Here is a 16,400-nt window from a genome sequence, read left to right as displayed (position 1 = left end):
CTAAAAATTCAGATAGACGATTGTTATGCTATAAAAACGACAAAAACGAGAAAATAGACTATTGCCATCATGCGTGTTTGGCCCATGATTGACCCAACGCTCTTCTCGTCATGCGGTGTGGAGGTGGGGGATGATGTTGCGAAAATTGCTTTGGGGGGCCGCGCTCTCGCTCGCCCTGGTGGTAACCGGGGGATGCGGCAAGAAAGAACCCAAGCCGGGGGAGGTCCTTGACGAAGCCATGAAGGTGGGGCGCACGGAAGCCTCCTTCCCGGCGGCCGACGAGGATTACTTCAAGGACATGGATGGCGGCTGGAAGGGGAACCAGTTGACCGTCGATGAGGTGAAGGGACGCAACAACTGGATTGTCTGGACAGCCGGCAATGATCGGCTTTGGGACATCCTGACCGTCAGTTCGTTCGGCAGCTTCGACCTGCTGAAGACCATCTCCAGCGCGCCGGGCCTGAAGGCCAGCCGTGACAATCGCTGGGGCTATCTGGGTCTGGTCAACGAGCCCTGCTTCACCAAGCCCACCGGCCCCGATCCCAAGCGTTTCGGCCTGTGGCTGGACCAGCGTGACCCCGGGTGTCCCGCCGATCCGTTTGCCAATGCCGAGAAGTACAAGGGGGTGGAGATCGGTGCGCGGGGCCAGGTGATCGACCCGGCCACGGGTGAACGGCTGCCCGTCGGTTCCTATTATGGCGAACCCACCGGCATCGTCGGCCTGCGCCTGTTCCCCAATCCCGCCTTCGATGAGAAGGCGCGCAAGGAATGGGATCCGGAACGGTATTATAACGATCCCACCTACTATAACCGCAAGGATCTGGTCCGACCCTATCGTGTGGGCATGGGCTGCGGCTTCTGCCATGTCGGCCCCGATCCCACCAACTCGCCGGCCGATCCTGAGAACCCGAAATGGGAGAACCTGTCCTCGCTCGTGGGGGCGCAGTTCTTCTGGATTGATCGCATCTTCTCCTGGGATGCCAACCAGAAGAATTTCATCTTCCAGCTGGTCCACACGGCCAAGCCAGGAACCCTGGATACGTCGCTGGTTTCCACCGACTATATCAACAATCCGCGCACCATGAATGCGGTCTACCAGACCAAGGAGCGTGTGGAGCTGGGCCTGTGGCTGGGTCGCGAGAAACTGGCCGGCGGCGGACTGAACAACAAGCAGTTCAAGGATTTCCCCGGCTATGAAGCCTATGACAAGACCTTCAAGGCGCCGGACACGGTGTGGACGCCCCACGTCCTGAAGGATGGTGCCGACAGCGTGGGCGTGCTGGGCGCATTGAACCGCGTCTATATCAATATCGGCCTGTTCAGCGAGGAATGGTTGCTACATTTCAATCCGCTGGTTGGCGGCAAGGATGTGTCACCCATCACGATCGCCGATGGCCGCAAGAATTCCACCTACTGGCAGGCGACCGAGGCGCAGACGCCGTTCGTGGCGCAGTTCTTCCTGAACCCCGGTATCGGCAAGCCGCACAAGCTGGCCGATACGCCGGAAGGGGCCACCTATCTCGCCGATGATGCCACCACCCTGAAGCGGGGCAAGGAGGTGTTTGCCGAGAATTGTGCCGCCTGCCATTCCGCCAAACAGCCGAAATTGCCGGCAAATGTCGATCCGCGTGACAGTGCCGGACCGGACTATCTGAAGCGCTTCTATACCTACTGGGCCTATGTCCAGACGCCGGAATATAAGGCGGCCATGAAGGAACTGGCGCTGCGGGACGATTTCCTGGACGGCAATTATCTGTCCACGGAAATGCGTATCCCCGTGACGCTGCTGCAGACCAATGCCTGTTCGCCGCTGGCGACCAATGGTATCCGCAACAATATCTGGGATAATTTCACCTCCGACAGCTACAAGGATCTGCCGTCGGTTGGCGAACTTCCGGTCAGGGACCCGTTCACCGGGGAAGTGACGACGATCACCCTGCCCGCCGGCGGCCGTGGCTATACGCGCCCGGCGAACCTGGCCAGTCTCTGGTCCACCGCACCCTATCTGCTGAACAATACGGTGGGGCCGGACTTCCCCGAATACAGCCCGAACCCGTCCGTTTCCTGGCGCGTGGCGACGTTCGACGCCTCTATCCGCCAGATGCTGTGGCCGGATCTGCGCAAGAAGGACAGCCTGCTTGGCGGCAACGGGGTTGGTGAGATTTATCGCACCACCGTTCCCTCCTATCTGGAAATCCCCACCGGATATCTGCCGGAGGTGCTTCAGTCCCATGTCGGCTGGCTGCACCGCTGGTTCCCCTGGCTGTTCGGGGAGGGCGGGCTGGAGATCGGGGTGATCCCCAAGGGGACGCCGGTCAATATTCTGTCCAATCTGGAACTGCGCCTGGACGATGCCAGCCTGGGCGACCGGCTGAAGCATGACGCCAAGCTTGCCGAGGTGGTCTTGAAGATCAAGAAGGACCTGAAGGCACTGGCGGCGGATGACACGGACGAGAACGCCATCAGGGTCTTCCAAAACCTGAAGGCGCCCTTGCTGGAACTCAGCAAATGCCGTGATTTCGAGGTGAACCGCGGCCACTATTTCGGCACGGGCCGTGTGCCGACTGTTGGCGGCATATCGGGTCCGGCGGCCCTGTCGGATACCGACAAGGAAGCGCTGATCGCCTTCCTGAAGACCTTCTGATCAAACCTGGGGCGGGGGAGACATCCCCCGCCCTGATTTTTTTGGGCCATTGTCCAAGCGGGGGATTGGGTCATGAGCGTCAGCGCCGTTGGCAACGCATCCTATGAGTATATCGTGGTGGGCTCTGGCGCCGGTGGTGGCACGCTGGCCGCCCGTCTGGCCGAAAGCGGGGCGAAGGTTCTGTTGATCGAGGCGGGCGGGGACCCGCGCACCCTGAAAGGCAGCGATCCGGCCTATCCTGACCAGAACCGGTTGCCGGAAGATTATGATGTACCCGTGTTCCATCCGTTCGCATCGGAGAACACGGCCATGCGCTGGGATTTTTTCGTCCGCCATTACAACAATAATGCGCAGCAGGAACGGGACCCGAAATTCACCCCGTCGGAGAATGGCGTCTTATACCCACGCGCCGGCACCTTGGGGGGCTGTACCGCCCATAACGCCCAGATCTTTGTCTATCCGCATAATGCCGACTGGGACAATATCGCCGAACTGACGGGCGACGACAGTTGGAACCACCAGAACATGCGCAAGATTTTCCAGCGCATGGAAAATTGCCATTACCGGTTCTTCCTCTATCGCTGGCTGGCCAAGCTGGGCTTCAATCCCACCAAGCATGGCTGGGCCGGCTGGCTGTCCACACAGAAGGCCATTCCGCTGCAGGCCCTGGGCGACAAGGAACTGGTCACCACCATCATCGAGTCCGCGGCCAAGGCCATCAAGGCCCAGCCGCACAAGGAGCAAGGGCTGGACTGGCTGCTGGAAAGCCAGGGCGACCCCAATGACTGGCGCCTGGTGGAGGGCAATGCCACCGGCTTGCGCTACCCGCCTCTGTCCAATCAGAACCATCAGCGCCTGGGGGCCCGCGAACGCGTGCTGGAGGTGATGGCCAAACATCCCGACCGGCTGACCTTGATGATGAACACGCTGGTCACCCGCGTGCTGTTCGATGACAGCAACCGCGCCATCGGTGTGGAGGTGATGCAGGGTGAACGGCTGTACCGTGCGGCCTGGGAACCCGCGCCCGAGGATGCGCCGCGCCGCGAAATCCGCTGCACGCGGGAGGTGATCCTGTCGGGCGGGGCCTTCAACACGCCGCAGATGCTGATGCTGTCGGGCATCGGCCCGCGCGATGAACTGGAACGCCACGGCATTCCCGTGCGCGTCGATCTGCCCGGTGTCGGCCGCAACATGCAGGACCGGTACGAGGTGGGTGTCGTCAATGAAATGAACAAGCAATGGGAGGTGCTGGAAGGTGCTAAATTCGCCCCCGGCGATCCGCAATACAAGCAATGGAAGGAGCGCCGCACCGGCGTCTACACCACCAACGGTGCGGTCCTGGCGGTGATCAAACGTTCCTTCCAGGAACGGCCATTGCCGGATCTCTTCTGCTTTGGTCTTCTGGGCTATTTCAAGGGCTATTTCCCCGGTTATTCCCGGCTGTTCCCCGAACATCTCAACGTCCTGACCTGGGCCATCCTGAAGGCGCATACGGTCAATACGGCCGGCCGCGTCACCCTGCGGTCGGCCGATCCGCGCGACCCGCCGCAGATCGACTTCCATTATTTCGAGGAAGGGAATGACGAGAATGGTGCCGACCTGAACTCCGTCGTAGCCGGCATCAAGTTCGTGCGGACCATGACGGCGCCGTTGAAGAAACAGGGCCTGATCGTCAAGGAGCACCTGCCCGGCGAGGGGGTGCAGACCGACGAGGAGCTGAAGCAGTTCGTGCGCGACAATGCCTGGGGCCATCACGCCTCCTGCACCTGCCCCATCGGGCCGAAGGACAAGTTCGGGGTGCTGTCCAGCGATTTCAGGGTGCATGGCACCAAAGGCCTGCGCGTGGTGGATGCCAGCATCTTCCCGCGCATTCCCGGCTTCTTCATCGTCTCCGCCGTCTACATGGTGGGCGAAAAGGCCGCCGATGTGATTCTGGCCGACCGCAACCGCACGGCCTGATCCGATCCGGGACCTGAACGGGAGATGGGTTGACAGCCGATAGGGGGCATATCATGACGATTGCGGTTGAAGGCACGGACCCGCAGCGGATTTTCGACACGGCCGATATCCTGCTGGAGGAAGTGCGGGTCATGCGGGGCCACAGTCTGGACCTGTCCGGCACGCAAAGCGACGCACGCGCAGCCGCGGAGAATCTTCAGGACGCCAAGTCGCAGGACGAGACATTTCTGGCGCGCTTGAAACGTACGCTGGCCCGCCATTTTATCCTGGGGGAGCCGCCTGAGGAGCGCGAGAAGGAGGCCGCACAACAGGAGGCGCATGTCGCCCTGCATGAGGCCGATCGCGAGCGTGACCGTGCCCTGAACACGGCCCTTTACCAACTGCATCGCAAGGCGCTGTGCATTTCCGGCGGTGGCATCCGCTCCGCCACCTTCGCCCTGGGCGTAGTCCAGTCGCTGGCGGCCCACCCCCGCAAGGCGAACACGCTGCCGCCACCGGAGGATTCTGCGCTGGCCGGCATGGATTATCTGTCCACGGTGTCCGGTGGCGGCTATATCGGCAGCTGGCTGTCCGCCTGGCTGCACCGGTTCTCGCTGCCCGCGGTGGTGGAGAACCTGCGCAGCCGGCCCCTGGGCCCGGAGGTGGAGCCGCCGCAGATCGAGGAACTGCGCCAGAACAGCAATTATCTGACGCCGAAGACCGGGCTTGCATCCGCCGATTTCTGGGCGGCCGGCGCCTTGCTGGTCCGCAACCTGTTCATCAACTGGCTGCTGATCATTTCCATCCTGTCCATCGGCTTGCTGGGGCTGAAGCTCCTGCTCACCTTGCTGTCGTCCCCGGCCGTGGCGCTGCTGCTGTCGCTTGGCAACAGCGCCACCATTGTCAGCCTGATTGGTCTGGGGCTGATCGTGCTGGCGCAGCGATACACGCTGTTGAATTACGCCTCACGCGAGCAGCGGCGCGGACAGGGAACTTTTCTGCGCATGGATTTGTTTGTGGCGATCGTGGGCGGCCTGCTGGTGTCGCTGTGCGTCATCTATTCTTATGGCTGGGAACTCGCGGAATTTCCGCCGGCCGGCATCATTCCGGCATCGCTCGGCACCTTTGCCATCAGCGGCTTTCTCGGCTGGCTGCAAAGGTTCGGTGAAAAGCCGCAGGATATCGAGAACAGCGGCAAGGTGGTCGGCTTCTGGGCCTTCATCATCAGCGTGTTGCGGGCGAAGCCCGCACCGGAACTGAGCATGAGTTTCCAGGCCCGCCGCGCCTGGCGCGCCTTGGCCTGGATCTTTGGGGCCGGCTTGACGCACGGGCTCATCCTCTATGCCGGGCTGCTGATCGCGGACTGTATCGGCTATCAGCCGGCGCGGATGCTGGTGCTGGCGCTGCTGGCCCCGGTATGGATCATCGTCGCGCATCTGACATCGGAATCGATCTTCGTCCTGCTGACCAATTACGAGACCGGTTCCGACATGCAACGAGAATGGCTGGCCCGGTCGGCGGGCTGGTTCGCGGCTTTGATCGTGCTGTGGCTGGCTATATCGGTGCTGGGCCTGCTGGGGTCACGGCTGACCGACCTTGCCTATACCTCCGGCGAATCGATGTATCAGGCGCTTATCGCCGGTGCCGGCGGTGCCGGCGGATTGACGGCGGCCATTCTCGGGTCGGGGGCGAAGACCAAGGCCAAGCCGACCGGCAAAGGCCTGTCCTGGCGCGATGTGCTGACCAAGGCCGGCGGGTTCATCTTCTTCACGGCCCTGCTGCTTTTGCTGTCTTTTGCCATCGACGCGCTGGTGCTGGGCGGATCGCTGCTGGATATCCTGTTCGCCGACATTGCCCGGCCCGACGCCACGCAGCTTGCCCTGCATGACCTGATCTTCAATGGCACGGCACCGGCGGTGAACACGGGCGGATGCGAGTTGCTGACCTGCCCGTGGGGCGATGGCGTGCCCACGACATGGCCGATCCTGACGCTGGTCGTGGCCCTGGCGGTGGCAGCCCTGCTGATGCTGATCTTGTCCCGGCTGGTCAATATCAACCGTTTCTCCCTGCATGACCTGTACCGCAACCGTTTGATCCGGGCCTATCTGGGGGCCAGTCACCATAACCGGTCCCCCAACGGTTTCACCGGTTTCGACACCAAGGACAATATCAAGATGCACCGGCTATTGCCGGAACAGGGCAACGGATCAGCCCTCTATCACATCGTGAACTGCACCTTGAATCTGGTTGCCACACGCAACAAGGCCTGGCAGCAGCGCAAGGCCATGTCCTTTGTCGTCTCTCCCCTGTTCAGCGGGGCGGCCGATCTGCGACCGCAGAGCAACCGGCCCGGACGGCCCCTGCGCTATGCCGGTGCCTACCGGTCCAGCCGGGACTATGGGGGCGCGGACGGCATCTCGCTAGGGACGGCCATGGCCATTTCCGGTGCCGCCGCGAACCCCAACATGGGCTATAATTCCTCACCCTCCATCACCTTGCTGTTCGCCCTGTTCAATGTGCGGCTGGGCTGGTGGCTGGGCAATACGGCCGAGGCGGGCAGTAAGACCTACGGGCTGTCGGGCCCGAACCGGTCGGCGGGACTGTGGCTGGCAGAGGCGTTCGGGCTGACCAATGCCGACCATCCCTATATCAACCTCTCCGATGGCGGCCATTTCGAGAATCTGGGCCTTTATGAAATGGTGCGGCGGCGTTGCCGGGCCGTCGTCCTGTCGGATGCCGGCTGCGACCCGGATTTCAAGTTCGAGGATCTGGGCAATGCCGTGCGCAAGATCAGCATCGATCTGGGCGTGACCATCGAGTTTCCGCATATGGACACGCTGCGCGCCCGCATTGCCGCCGGCGAGCCGCCACGGCCCGGCCCCTATTGCACCGTAGGCCGCATCAATTATGACGATGCCGACGGTGCCAACAGCGGCAAGGGCTATATCCTCTATATCAAGCCCAGCTATCACGGGACGGAAGGGGCCGGGATCGTGGCCTATGCCAACAGCAACCCCGCCTTCCCCCATGACAGCACGGCCAACCAATGGTTCGATGAAACCCTGTTCGAGAGCTACCGGTCGCTGGGCCAGGAAATCACCGATCAGATCCTGGCAGAATGGCCGAGCGACATGGACCTGTGGGAATGGCTGGCGCGGAAATATGAGGGACCGGATATGGAGAATACCGTGTGACCGTCACCCGATGATCCGTTCCACCGTCCAGTAGAGCCCGGTCAGGGCGATAATGGCGCAGGTGGGACGGATCACCCGGCTTCGATACCAGGGCCGGTCCTTGCACCAATGCAGGACCAGCCCATAAGCCAGGGCAATGACGGCAAGCTGCCCGCCCTCGATCCCGATATTGAAGGCGACCAGGGCCACGCCCAGATTCTGGTCGGGAAGGCCCAGTTCCGTCAGCACACCGGCAAAGCCCAGCCCGTGCAGAAGGCCGAAGGCGAAGACCAGCACCGGGCGCCACGGGGTGAGAGTGCGGGCGACCATGTTTTCCACCGCGACATAAGCGATGGACAGGGCGATCAGCGGCTCGACAATGGTCGGGGACAGGGCGATGACCCCATGCAGCGCCAGGCCCAGGGTAAGGCAATGGGCCAGAGTGAAGGACGTCACCTGGATCAGCAGCGGGCGGATGCGGGTCGTCAGCAGCAGCAGACCCAGGACGAACAGCACATGGTCCGGCCCATGGGGCACGATATGGATGAAGCCCAGATGCAGATATTGTCCGGCGATTTGCCAGACCGTCGGCGGCGGGCCGGGATGGAGCGGCAGCGGCGGGCTTTGCTGATCCCCCTCGATCCAGTGGATACGGCCATCCAGCAGCAGCGCATGCTGGCTTTTCACCAGATCGAAGCGCCAGGTCAGCGCGCTGGCCCCCGTCGGCAAAGGCCCGGTGGCCAGCAGGACGACGAAGGAGGGAAGCGACGGGTCATCCGTCATCCGCACCTGTTCGACCCCCAGGGTCGCCGGCACCGGCACCCCATCAAAGGCCACCGTCAAATGCCCCGGCAGCCCGCCGGCCAGCATGGCCAGCCGTTGCGACGCCATGGCCGGGGTCAGCTCTTGTGTCGGTGGCTGGCCCGCGGCCAGTTCCAGCCGATTGATCAGGGGCGTCGGTGCGGTGACGATACGCGCCACCCAGCTGTCCTGCGCGGTCTCAAAGGTGATCTGGGTATCGCCGATCTCATGCGCCGATACCGGCGGGGCCCAGAAGACCAGGATCGACAGCAGGGACAGGCCCAGAAGTGCAATGAGGAAGCGGATCATTTAGACTCCGGTCGCAGAAAGGTCAGGGATGTCCAATGGCTGTGCCAATCCTGGGCATCGAACCAGCCACCCCGCACCATCCAGACACCCATGATCAGCCAGACGCCGCCGCGATCCAGGGGCAGGGTAATCTGCCCCTGATCGTCACTGCGCACCGACAGGACGCGACCTGGATCGGCGCGGTTGCGCGCCTGCACCAGCAATCCCGGCAAGGGTGCCTCCTGCCACAGCACCTGCGCCGTGAACGGACCCGCCCCCGGCCGGGTGGGATCGGTCATGGGCACGATCTCCAGCAACAGTCCGGCGGATTGCGTGGCCACGGGATCGGCGTCATCGCCGGTCAGCAGGGCCTTGGCATGGCGGTGGAACGCCTCCCGCCCCTTCTCCCCGCTCTCCCCACGCCGTTCCCGCTCGGCGATAATGCTCTCCAGCCCGTGCTGGCGCAGATAGGCGGTGAACCGATCGGCTGGCATCTCCACCTGGCCGCCGCCGCCGGCATAGGCGATCAGGGCAGTATGCCGCCCGTCGCCCAGGACAAAGCCGGCAGGCGACATTCCGTCGGTACCGGTGATGGGGGTCGGCGGTCCGCCACCGCCGGGATAGAGCGTGAATTGCGCAATGCCGTTGGACCGGCGGGGCACGGCATCGCCCACAAATTCTTCCCCCACCCGCAAGCCGATCCCTACCGCCGCGCCCTGGGTGGGGAGAAAGCGGGTCGGTTCGATCCAGAAATCATGGGCCGCGGTCCTGCCGACCAGCAACATCGTCAGCAGGACCACCAGTATTCGTCCGACAGGCCGGTCAGGCATAATATCGCCGCCGCAACCGATCCCAGATGAAGCCCCAGAGCCAGCGCAGCAACTGCATCAAGGCCCAGGACAACAGAATGAACAGAATGGAGAAGGCGATCAGATAGGGGGTCAGCGACCGCTGCGGCCCCGGCGGTTCCGCCTTGGACGGCCAGGGTTCGGCCAGATAGGGGAACGTGTCCAGGAAGGGCTTGTCATTGACCGTGGACCGCGGAAAATCCCCCTCGATGAAGGAGATATCCTGCAGCAGGCAGTCACCGAAGGCGCAGGTCTGGGCGACGACATCATCGGTCAGCAGGCGACCGTTGGGATAGCCGACGGGGAATTTCTCACTATAGATCATCACGTCGGGCTGAATGTCATATTTGCGGATCAGGAAGGTCGTCTCCATCAGTTCCGCGATGGCGCCGGACCACCATTCCTTGTTGCCCTTCAAGAAGTTGTAGATATCATTTGTCTTTTTCGACTGCTCCATCAGGGCCGGCACATGCTGGCTGGGCGGCAGGGTGTTCAGGAAGCCGAAGCGGGGCAGCTGCGTGCGGATGGACCGGCCGACATGGTCGATCTGCATGCCGTCGCGCGCGGTGGTGCCCCACAGGATGAAATTCTGCTGGCCCTCCGGAAAGGCGCTGCGCGGCAGGCTCATGACCATGGTGATGGCATTGCGCTTGTAGAAGCGCGGGAAATTGAACGGATCGTCGCGCACACCGAAGGAGGTCTGGATCTGATCGGTGTCCTTCAGGCCGGTATATTCGATGGATTTCAGGCTGGTATCATCGTTCAGACGGATGCGCACCATCGCATCGGCATGCAGCTTGGCCGGTTCGACCACGGTGCCGCCATACCGCGCCTTGTCGGATGCGTCGTCAAAGCTCACCGCCGTCGTCAGGTCGATATTCACGTCATAGGTGTAGGGCGCCAGATTGTAGGGCGGCGGATTGGTCAAGGCCCGGCGAACGTTGAAGATCAATATCAACCGATCATCCTTCGGGAAGAAGAACAGATCGGTGATATTCGTCTCAGGTCCCATCAGATTGGTGGGGTCGGCATGGTCTGACGCCATTGCCCTCGTCACCCCAAAGGCCAGCATGGCCGTGATGGCAAGAGCCGCCATGCCGCGCCAGAGTCGGTTGGATGCAAGCGATATGATCCCTATTCGTCCATGGTGAGCTGTCGTGCGCATATTTCCCCCATTCGGAATAAAGATCATATGACTTCTGGTTCGTTCGCACGCTACCATCCGTATGGAGATAAATGAAGAGGGATTGTCCGCATGGGCCGGGAGATGCAGGCGAACGCTCACGCAGGCAGAAGAGGGTCACGACATGGAAGGGGGCGAAAAACCACGCCGCCATTATCAACCAAGGACAGCCACGCTTGATCTGACGTTGATGCCGCCGGCTGTTGTCCGCCGGATATGCTGTCCGACGCCATGATGAAGACAGCTGGCAACCGGCGTGCAGGCGGCGCGGGTGCTGGGCCTGTCGACCCGGTCATTGCAGCGCCAGCTGGTGGAGCGGGAAACGCGCTTCGAAGCGATCCGTGACGGGGTGCGGGCCGACCTGGCTGCGAAATATCGGTGCCAGACCGGCATGCCGGTGGCGCAGATGCGGCGGTGTTGGGCTATTCGCAATCCAGCCCCTTTACCCGCTTCTTCCGCTGGTACCATGGCGTGGCGCCGCTGGAATGCTGCGTCGGCTGTGCTTCCGGTGCCTGTCCGTCCGACCACAGCACCCGCGCCAGGATGCCGACGCCCTGGGAGCGCAAAAAAACTTCGCCGACCTGATCCGCGCTGCCGTCCCCTTTCGTCATTCTGGAGCCAACCTGCCCCACACCCTGCAGGTAACATATTGGTAAGAGAAGAGAGCGAATTTGGGCGTAGGTCGCGGGCGCCAGACGCTCGTGAACGAGGTGCTGGAACATTGGGTGTTGTGGCTGTCAGGGTAAACCGGAGGGCGGGGCTTGACCGGCGCTGGCCCGTCGGCATTATCCGGTCATCCAATAGGGGCGGGGCAAGGGGCAACATGCCGAGGCGCAAGGACATCTGGCGGTGCGGGCTGCTGCCGCTACCGGTCGGGGAGGTGCTGGCCGGCGGGTTGTCGCACGCGCCGGTGCACTGGCTGCCGGAGGAACCGCGCTTCGGCTTTCTGGCCGATCCCTTTCCCTGGCGGGGCCGGGACCATCTGCATATCTTCGCGGAACGCTATGATTATGCCACGCGGCACGGGACCATCGACCTGCTGACCCTGGATGAGGGGTTTCGGGTGGCCGACCGTCGCCCCTGCCTGCGGGAGGAGTGGCACCTCTCCTATCCGCAGGTCTTCGACGCCGACGGGGCCACCTGGATGCTGCCGGAGGCGTACCGGTCCGGCGGTCTGCATCTTTACCGCATGGGGGAGGGGCCGGCGGATTGGGGGCGTGAGGCGGAAATCAGGCTTGATTGCGTGCCCGTGGATGCCACCCCGCTCTGGCATGACGGGCGCTGGTGGCTGTTCTATTCCCCTGCTGACAGCAAGGCGACCAAGCTGGGCCATCTGCATGTCGCCTGGGCGGAACGGCTGACGGGGCCCTGGCATCCGCATCCGGGCAATCCCGTGCGGATCGACCCCACCTCTGCCCGCCCCGGCGGTACCGCCCTTGTCATGGGCGGGCGGATCATGCTGCCGGTTCAGGACTGTACCCGCACCTATGGCGGGGCCATCCGGCCGCTCTGGATCGACCGGCTGGACGAGACGGGGTTCACCGCCAGTGCCGGGGAGGCGCTGGGGCTGCCGGCATCCGCCGGTATCTATCGTGAGGGCATGCACACGCTGAGTACCGGCGGCGGTGTCACCCTGATTGATGTGAAATATGTCGACCGGTCCCTGGCGGGCCTGTGGCTGGATGTCAAACGGACCCTGGGGCGATCCTTCGCATGATGGCAAGCCCCGCCTCCCGGAACCGGTCCGGGGAGAAGCGGTCCAATATGCGTTGCCGCGCCGCCATCCCCATCGCCTGCAACCCGGCGGGATCAGACAGAAGGAAGGCCAATCTGCGGGCCAGCGCATCGGCATCGCCCGGTGCCACGGTATGACCGGTGATCCCTTCCCGGATGGAATGCGGGATTTCACCGACGGCAGAGGCCAGCACGGGCAGGCCCGCCGCCATGGCCTCATGCGCGGCGATGCAGAAGCCTTCCGACCGGGAGGGCTGGAGATAGAGATGCAGCCCCGCCAGAAAGTCGCCGGGGCGCTCCACATATCCCGGCAGCAGAATCTCCACGATCCCGGCTTGCCGTGCCATGGCCTCCAGCCGGGCGCGTTCCTCCCCCTCTCCGGCCAGGGTCAGGCGGACGGGGTAGGGTGGGTGAAAGCCCTGGGCCTGCAATCGGATCAGCGCCGCGATCAGGACGTCGTAGCCCTTCACGGGGTGCAGCCGGCCCAGACTGCCCAGATGCAGCACCTGTCCCGGCTGCCAGGCGGCGGCGGCCGGCTGCTGCGGGTTCGCGGCGAAGATGGGCCAGGTCATCAGCCGGTCTGCATCCACGCCCAGCCTTGCCTGGGTCAATGCCGACACCGATGCGGAATCCCCCACCCAGATTTGGGCGCGCGATTGCAGCAGCCGCATCAGCCGCCGGTTCCAGGGTTTCAGGAAGGCGGCATGCTGCCAGCAGATGACGGGCAGGCCGAGGTGCTGCCCCACCAGCAGGCCCAGGATGGTGGCGCGGGTCAGCGAGGTCCAGAGATGGGTGGCGCCCCAGGCGCGCACCTGCGCATCCAGCCAGCAGGCCGCCTGCCAATGGTCGTCGGTGCCGCCGTCGCGCACCAGCGGGTCCAGTCCGGCTTCCTGCATCGGGGGCAGGGCGCGCCCGTCACGGCGGGTCAGGGCGAAGACGCGAACCTCGGCCCCTGCATCGCGCATGACCCGCGTGACGGACGGGACGGGCAGGGCCGCCCCGCCGCCCTCCACGGAATTGATGACATAGGCGATGCGCGTCGCGGTCACGGTGTGCCACTCCTTCGCCAGGCCAGGACCAGCAACAGCAGGCTGGCCGCCAATGACTGGGCCACGGCCTGCATGCCGGCACCCGTCAGGCCGAACAGATGAAGCAACGGTGGCAGTGCCGGCAGGAACAGCAGGCTGACCACAAGGTTCGCCCCCATGGACCAGCCGGGCTTGCCCAGCGCCGTCAGGGCGGCGGTGCAGGGTGGGCCGGCCATGGCCAGGGCGCGGGCGATCACCAGCACCACCATCAATCTGGCGGCATCGGCGAAGGCCGGCCCCGCAATCAACCCGACAAGCCGGTCCGCGAATAGCCAGACGATCAGGATCACGGGCAGACAGGCGCCGACCGCAACGGCGACGACCCGGCCCAGGGTACGGCGCAGACCCGGCCCGCCATGGCCGCTGGCCACCATCCGGGCCAACTCGGAATAGGCGGTGTTGCCCAATATCTGCGCCGGCTGTGCGATCAGGACCGTGGCGCGCTGGGCAACAGAGAACAGGCCGGCGGCGGCGGGCCCCAGCATCCAGCCCACAACCAGCGGTGCCACCCGTCCGGCCAGCTCCGTCAGGGTGACGTCGGCATTGCTGGCCATCAGGAAGCGCCAGATGCCGGGATTGTCGGCGACGGCGTCACCCTTTTCGGGCCGGCGCAGGTCTGGCCCCAGATGGCGCAGCACCTGCCAGAGGCCCAGCGCCCACAGGGCCGCGAATTCGCACAGGGCCGCCAGCAGCCAGGTCGCCAGGAACCCTTCCAGGCCCCAGCCCGCCAGGGCGGCGATGCCGGCCCCGACCAGCCGCACACAGGGCGCCACCAGATTATGCAGGCCCAGCAGGTCGAACCGGTTCACCAGCTGCAGGTACCCCGCCGGTGTGGAGCGGATGGAGCCCAGCACGGCCAGACTGTAGGGCAGGGTCAGCACGATCGCAGTTTCCGGCCAGCCCAGGTGGGGCCCGACCAGCGGCGCGCACGCCGCGGCAACCAGGATGGCCGCCAGCCCGCCCAGCAGTTCCACCCGTGCCCCGAACCGCAGCAGCCGCGACAGGCGGTGGCGATCCCGCGCCCGCTGTGCCTCTGCGCCATAGCGGACGATGGCCTGCCAGGACGGGAACTCCACGATGCCGCAGACCGTCGTGATGTAGGTGTGGATCAGCACCAGCACGCCGTAATCATGCGGACCCAGGGCCCGGGTGGCGACGACCAGATAGGCCAGGCTGATCAGCCCGGCCCCCGCCTTGCCGCCCAGCACCATGCCCAGGCCACTGAAGATACGGCGCAGCGCGCCGGACGGGTGCACAGCCTGGCTCACGTCCAATCTGAAGAAGGGCAGCAGGATGGTGAGCAGGGTGGTCATGCTGAAAGACTGGACCGCTGTGCAGGGCTTTGCAGAGTGCGGCCCGTAAGACCGGCCAGGACCTCCGCCGCGCGCTCCGACGAGGGCCGGTCCCTCAGATCGAAACTGCGTGCGAACATCGCTACCTGGGTGGCGCGATACCGGTCCTCATGGCTGTCCAGGGCATGTTTGAGACCCTGCCCCAATTCTGCCGGCGACCCGATAACGGGTCCCGCCTGCCAATGGGCGTAGTTGGGGTCGCTCTGCCAGTCGGTCCCATGGCTGTTCAGGAACAGACAGGGGCGCGGATGCCACAGGAACTCGTAAATCTGGCTGCTGACGTCGCCCAGATACAGGTCAGCCATCATCGTATAGCTCATATCGGTGGAGGCGCGGCTGCCCAGGTCGATATGGATGTTGGGCGCGCGCAGATAGCGCTCATCGATATGGCCGGGCCGGTCGATGCGCAGCTTGTCGATGGTCAGCACGAACTTCCGTTCGAACAGCATCACGTGCGGGGCGAAGATCAACTGATAGTCCGGATTGTCGACGAAGAAATCCAGCACCTGTCGCCCATGCTTGAACCAGGAGGAAAGGTGGGTCGAACAATGGGGATTGTAGAGGACGACCGGTGCCCGCGACCGCACCGGGAAGATCGTCACGGACGGGTCCACCGTGTCGAACTTGGGATAGCCCACCATGCTGATCTTCTCTGCCGGCAGGCCCGCCTCCGCGATCAGCCGCTCCCGGATTTTCGGACCTGAACAGAATACATGGTCGAAGCCGGCCGATGCCTTGTCGAAGCCGATGGCACGGTCCCCGGCCCCATGGCGCGTATGGATGATCTTCAGGTTGTGCAGCCCGTAAAGCGACTTCAGAACCAGTGACGTCTTCTCCGCGACGACGAGCACATCCAGACTTCTGAAGAAGTCCAGATTATCGCCATAGACCAGCAGTTTACGGGACGGCACCAGGCTTTCCAGAACGCCTGACAGAAGTTGTGATCGCCTGCGCAGGCCAAGATCGACATGGGTGATGCGCCGGCCGATCTCGTCACCGCCCAGGCGCTTCACCTCGCGGCGGATACGCTCGTTCGTCGTGGCCACCAGAATTTCGCCATCAAAGCCGCCTCTGGCCAAGGCCAGGGCGATGGGCAGGCTGTGTGCGACCTGATGGATTTGGTCATGGTTGAAAAGAAAACCGACGCGCATGGCCGCATCTCCGCTGCCACAAGATTTGTGACAGTTCTGTGTAGAAAGGTTCACGATGGCTTGTTCATCGAGAGCCAATCTAACAATCGAGCCTGTCGCGAAACTTGCAGCGCATATATTTCCAGGGTAAGCATCCGGCGTAGGCCCATTCAGGGTTTTGCCTTCCAATTCCATGGCAAGAGTTCGGCGATTGCCTTTGC

11 protein-coding genes are annotated in these 16,400 nt (G+C 63.7%); 4 read left to right on the top strand and 7 right to left on the bottom strand.

Translation table 11 applies throughout. The features are described from left to right. The first annotated feature begins 130 nt into the window (after positions 1-130). The 3 genes from AC1Q7F_RS30595 (at position 131) to AC1Q7F_RS30585 (ending at position 7,776) form a co-directional block, all read left to right on the top strand. Positions 131-2,644 carry a hypothetical protein gene (locus AC1Q7F_RS30595; RefSeq protein ID WP_492512334.1) on the top strand — a complete coding sequence of 838 codons (2,514 nt, stop codon included), beginning with the start codon at positions 131-133 and terminating at the stop codon, positions 2,642-2,644. A 72-nt stretch (positions 2,645-2,716) separates the two neighbouring features. Next, entirely contained in the window at positions 2,717-4,603 is a 1,887-nt protein-coding gene (locus tag AC1Q7F_RS30590) for a GMC family oxidoreductase (protein WP_492512333.1), read from the top strand. A 53-nt stretch (positions 4,604-4,656) separates the two neighbouring features. Continuing rightward, a complete protein-coding gene (locus tag AC1Q7F_RS30585; protein WP_492512332.1) occupies positions 4,657-7,776 on the top strand; it encodes a hypothetical protein in 3,120 nt (1,039 codons plus the stop codon). A 3-nt stretch (positions 7,777-7,779) separates the two neighbouring features. Here the strand turns inward: AC1Q7F_RS30585 and AC1Q7F_RS30580 are convergent, their stop codons facing one another. From AC1Q7F_RS30580 to AC1Q7F_RS30565, 4 genes are all read right to left on the bottom strand, one after another. Further along, positions 7,780-8,865, bottom strand: a complete 1,086-nt coding sequence (locus AC1Q7F_RS30580; protein ID WP_492512331.1) for a HupE/UreJ family protein — start codon at positions 8,863-8,865, stop codon at positions 7,780-7,782. Further along, positions 8,862-9,644 carry a DUF4198 domain-containing protein gene (locus AC1Q7F_RS30575; RefSeq protein WP_492512330.1) on the bottom strand — a complete coding sequence of 261 codons (783 nt, stop codon included), beginning with the start codon at positions 9,642-9,644 and terminating at the stop codon, positions 8,862-8,864. The genes AC1Q7F_RS30580 and AC1Q7F_RS30575 overlap by 4 nt, the downstream gene beginning before the upstream one ends. A gap of 22 nt (positions 9,645-9,666) precedes the next feature. Beyond that, positions 9,667-10,737 carry a hypothetical protein gene (locus tag AC1Q7F_RS30570; protein ID WP_492512329.1) on the bottom strand — a complete coding sequence of 357 codons (1,071 nt, stop codon included), beginning with the start codon at positions 10,735-10,737 and terminating at the stop codon, positions 9,667-9,669. Positions 10,738-11,297: 560 nt separating this feature from the next. Further along, a complete protein-coding gene (locus AC1Q7F_RS30565) occupies positions 11,298-11,486 on the bottom strand; it encodes a hypothetical protein (RefSeq protein WP_492512328.1) in 189 nt (62 codons plus the stop codon). A 212-nt stretch (positions 11,487-11,698) separates the two neighbouring features. Between AC1Q7F_RS30565 and AC1Q7F_RS30560 the strand changes: the two genes are divergently transcribed. Next, positions 11,699-12,592 carry a glucosamine inositolphosphorylceramide transferase family protein gene (locus AC1Q7F_RS30560; RefSeq protein ID WP_492512327.1) on the top strand — a complete coding sequence of 298 codons (894 nt, stop codon included), beginning with the start codon at positions 11,699-11,701 and terminating at the stop codon, positions 12,590-12,592. Here the strand turns inward: AC1Q7F_RS30560 and AC1Q7F_RS30555 are convergent. From AC1Q7F_RS30555 to AC1Q7F_RS30545, 3 genes are read right to left on the bottom strand one after another with little or no spacing between them, the layout of a single operon-like run. Continuing rightward, on the bottom strand, positions 12,561-13,658 hold the full coding sequence (locus AC1Q7F_RS30555; protein ID WP_492512326.1) for a glycosyltransferase family 4 protein: 1,098 nt from the start codon (positions 13,656-13,658) through the stop codon (positions 12,561-12,563). The genes AC1Q7F_RS30560 and AC1Q7F_RS30555 overlap by 32 nt on opposite strands. Continuing rightward, positions 13,655-15,010, bottom strand: a complete 1,356-nt coding sequence (locus tag AC1Q7F_RS30550) for a lipopolysaccharide biosynthesis protein (RefSeq protein WP_492512325.1) — start codon at positions 15,008-15,010, stop codon at positions 13,655-13,657. Before AC1Q7F_RS30550 ends, AC1Q7F_RS30555 begins: the two co-directional genes overlap by 4 nt. After that, a complete protein-coding gene (locus AC1Q7F_RS30545; protein WP_492512324.1) occupies positions 15,007-16,200 on the bottom strand; it encodes a CDP-glycerol glycerophosphotransferase family protein in 1,194 nt (397 codons plus the stop codon). Before AC1Q7F_RS30545 ends, AC1Q7F_RS30550 begins: the two co-directional genes overlap by 4 nt. Positions 16,201-16,400 lie beyond the last annotated feature (200 nt).

Source organism: Niveispirillum sp. GW835-FHT14G11, from assembly GCF_058793615.1.
This window is presented reverse-complemented; position numbering and strand designations above follow the sequence as displayed.

Bases quoted from the DNA above. Each gene is read 5' to 3' on its own strand.
- AC1Q7F_RS30585 (WP_492512332.1), top strand. From the start codon at position 4,657: ATGACGATTGCGGTTGAAGGCACGGACCCGCAGCGGATTTTCGACACG.
- AC1Q7F_RS30580 (WP_492512331.1), bottom strand. From the start codon at position 8,865: ATGATCCGCTTCCTCATTGCACTTCTGGGCCTGTCCCTGCTGTCGATC.
- AC1Q7F_RS30590 (WP_492512333.1), top strand. From the start codon at position 2,717: ATGAGCGTCAGCGCCGTTGGCAACGCATCCTATGAGTATATCGTGGTG.
- AC1Q7F_RS30570 (WP_492512329.1), bottom strand. From the start codon at position 10,737: ATGGCGTCAGACCATGCCGACCCCACCAATCTGATGGGACCTGAGACG.
- AC1Q7F_RS30565 (WP_492512328.1), bottom strand. From the start codon at position 11,486: ATGACGAAAGGGGACGGCAGCGCGGATCAGGTCGGCGAAGTTTTTTTG.
- AC1Q7F_RS30560 (WP_492512327.1), top strand. From the start codon at position 11,699: ATGCCGAGGCGCAAGGACATCTGGCGGTGCGGGCTGCTGCCGCTACCG.
- AC1Q7F_RS30595 (WP_492512334.1), top strand. From the start codon at position 131: ATGATGTTGCGAAAATTGCTTTGGGGGGCCGCGCTCTCGCTCGCCCTG.
- AC1Q7F_RS30545 (WP_492512324.1), bottom strand. From the start codon at position 16,200: ATGCGCGTCGGTTTTCTTTTCAACCATGACCAAATCCATCAGGTCGCA.
- AC1Q7F_RS30550 (WP_492512325.1), bottom strand. From the start codon at position 15,010: ATGACCACCCTGCTCACCATCCTGCTGCCCTTCTTCAGATTGGACGTG.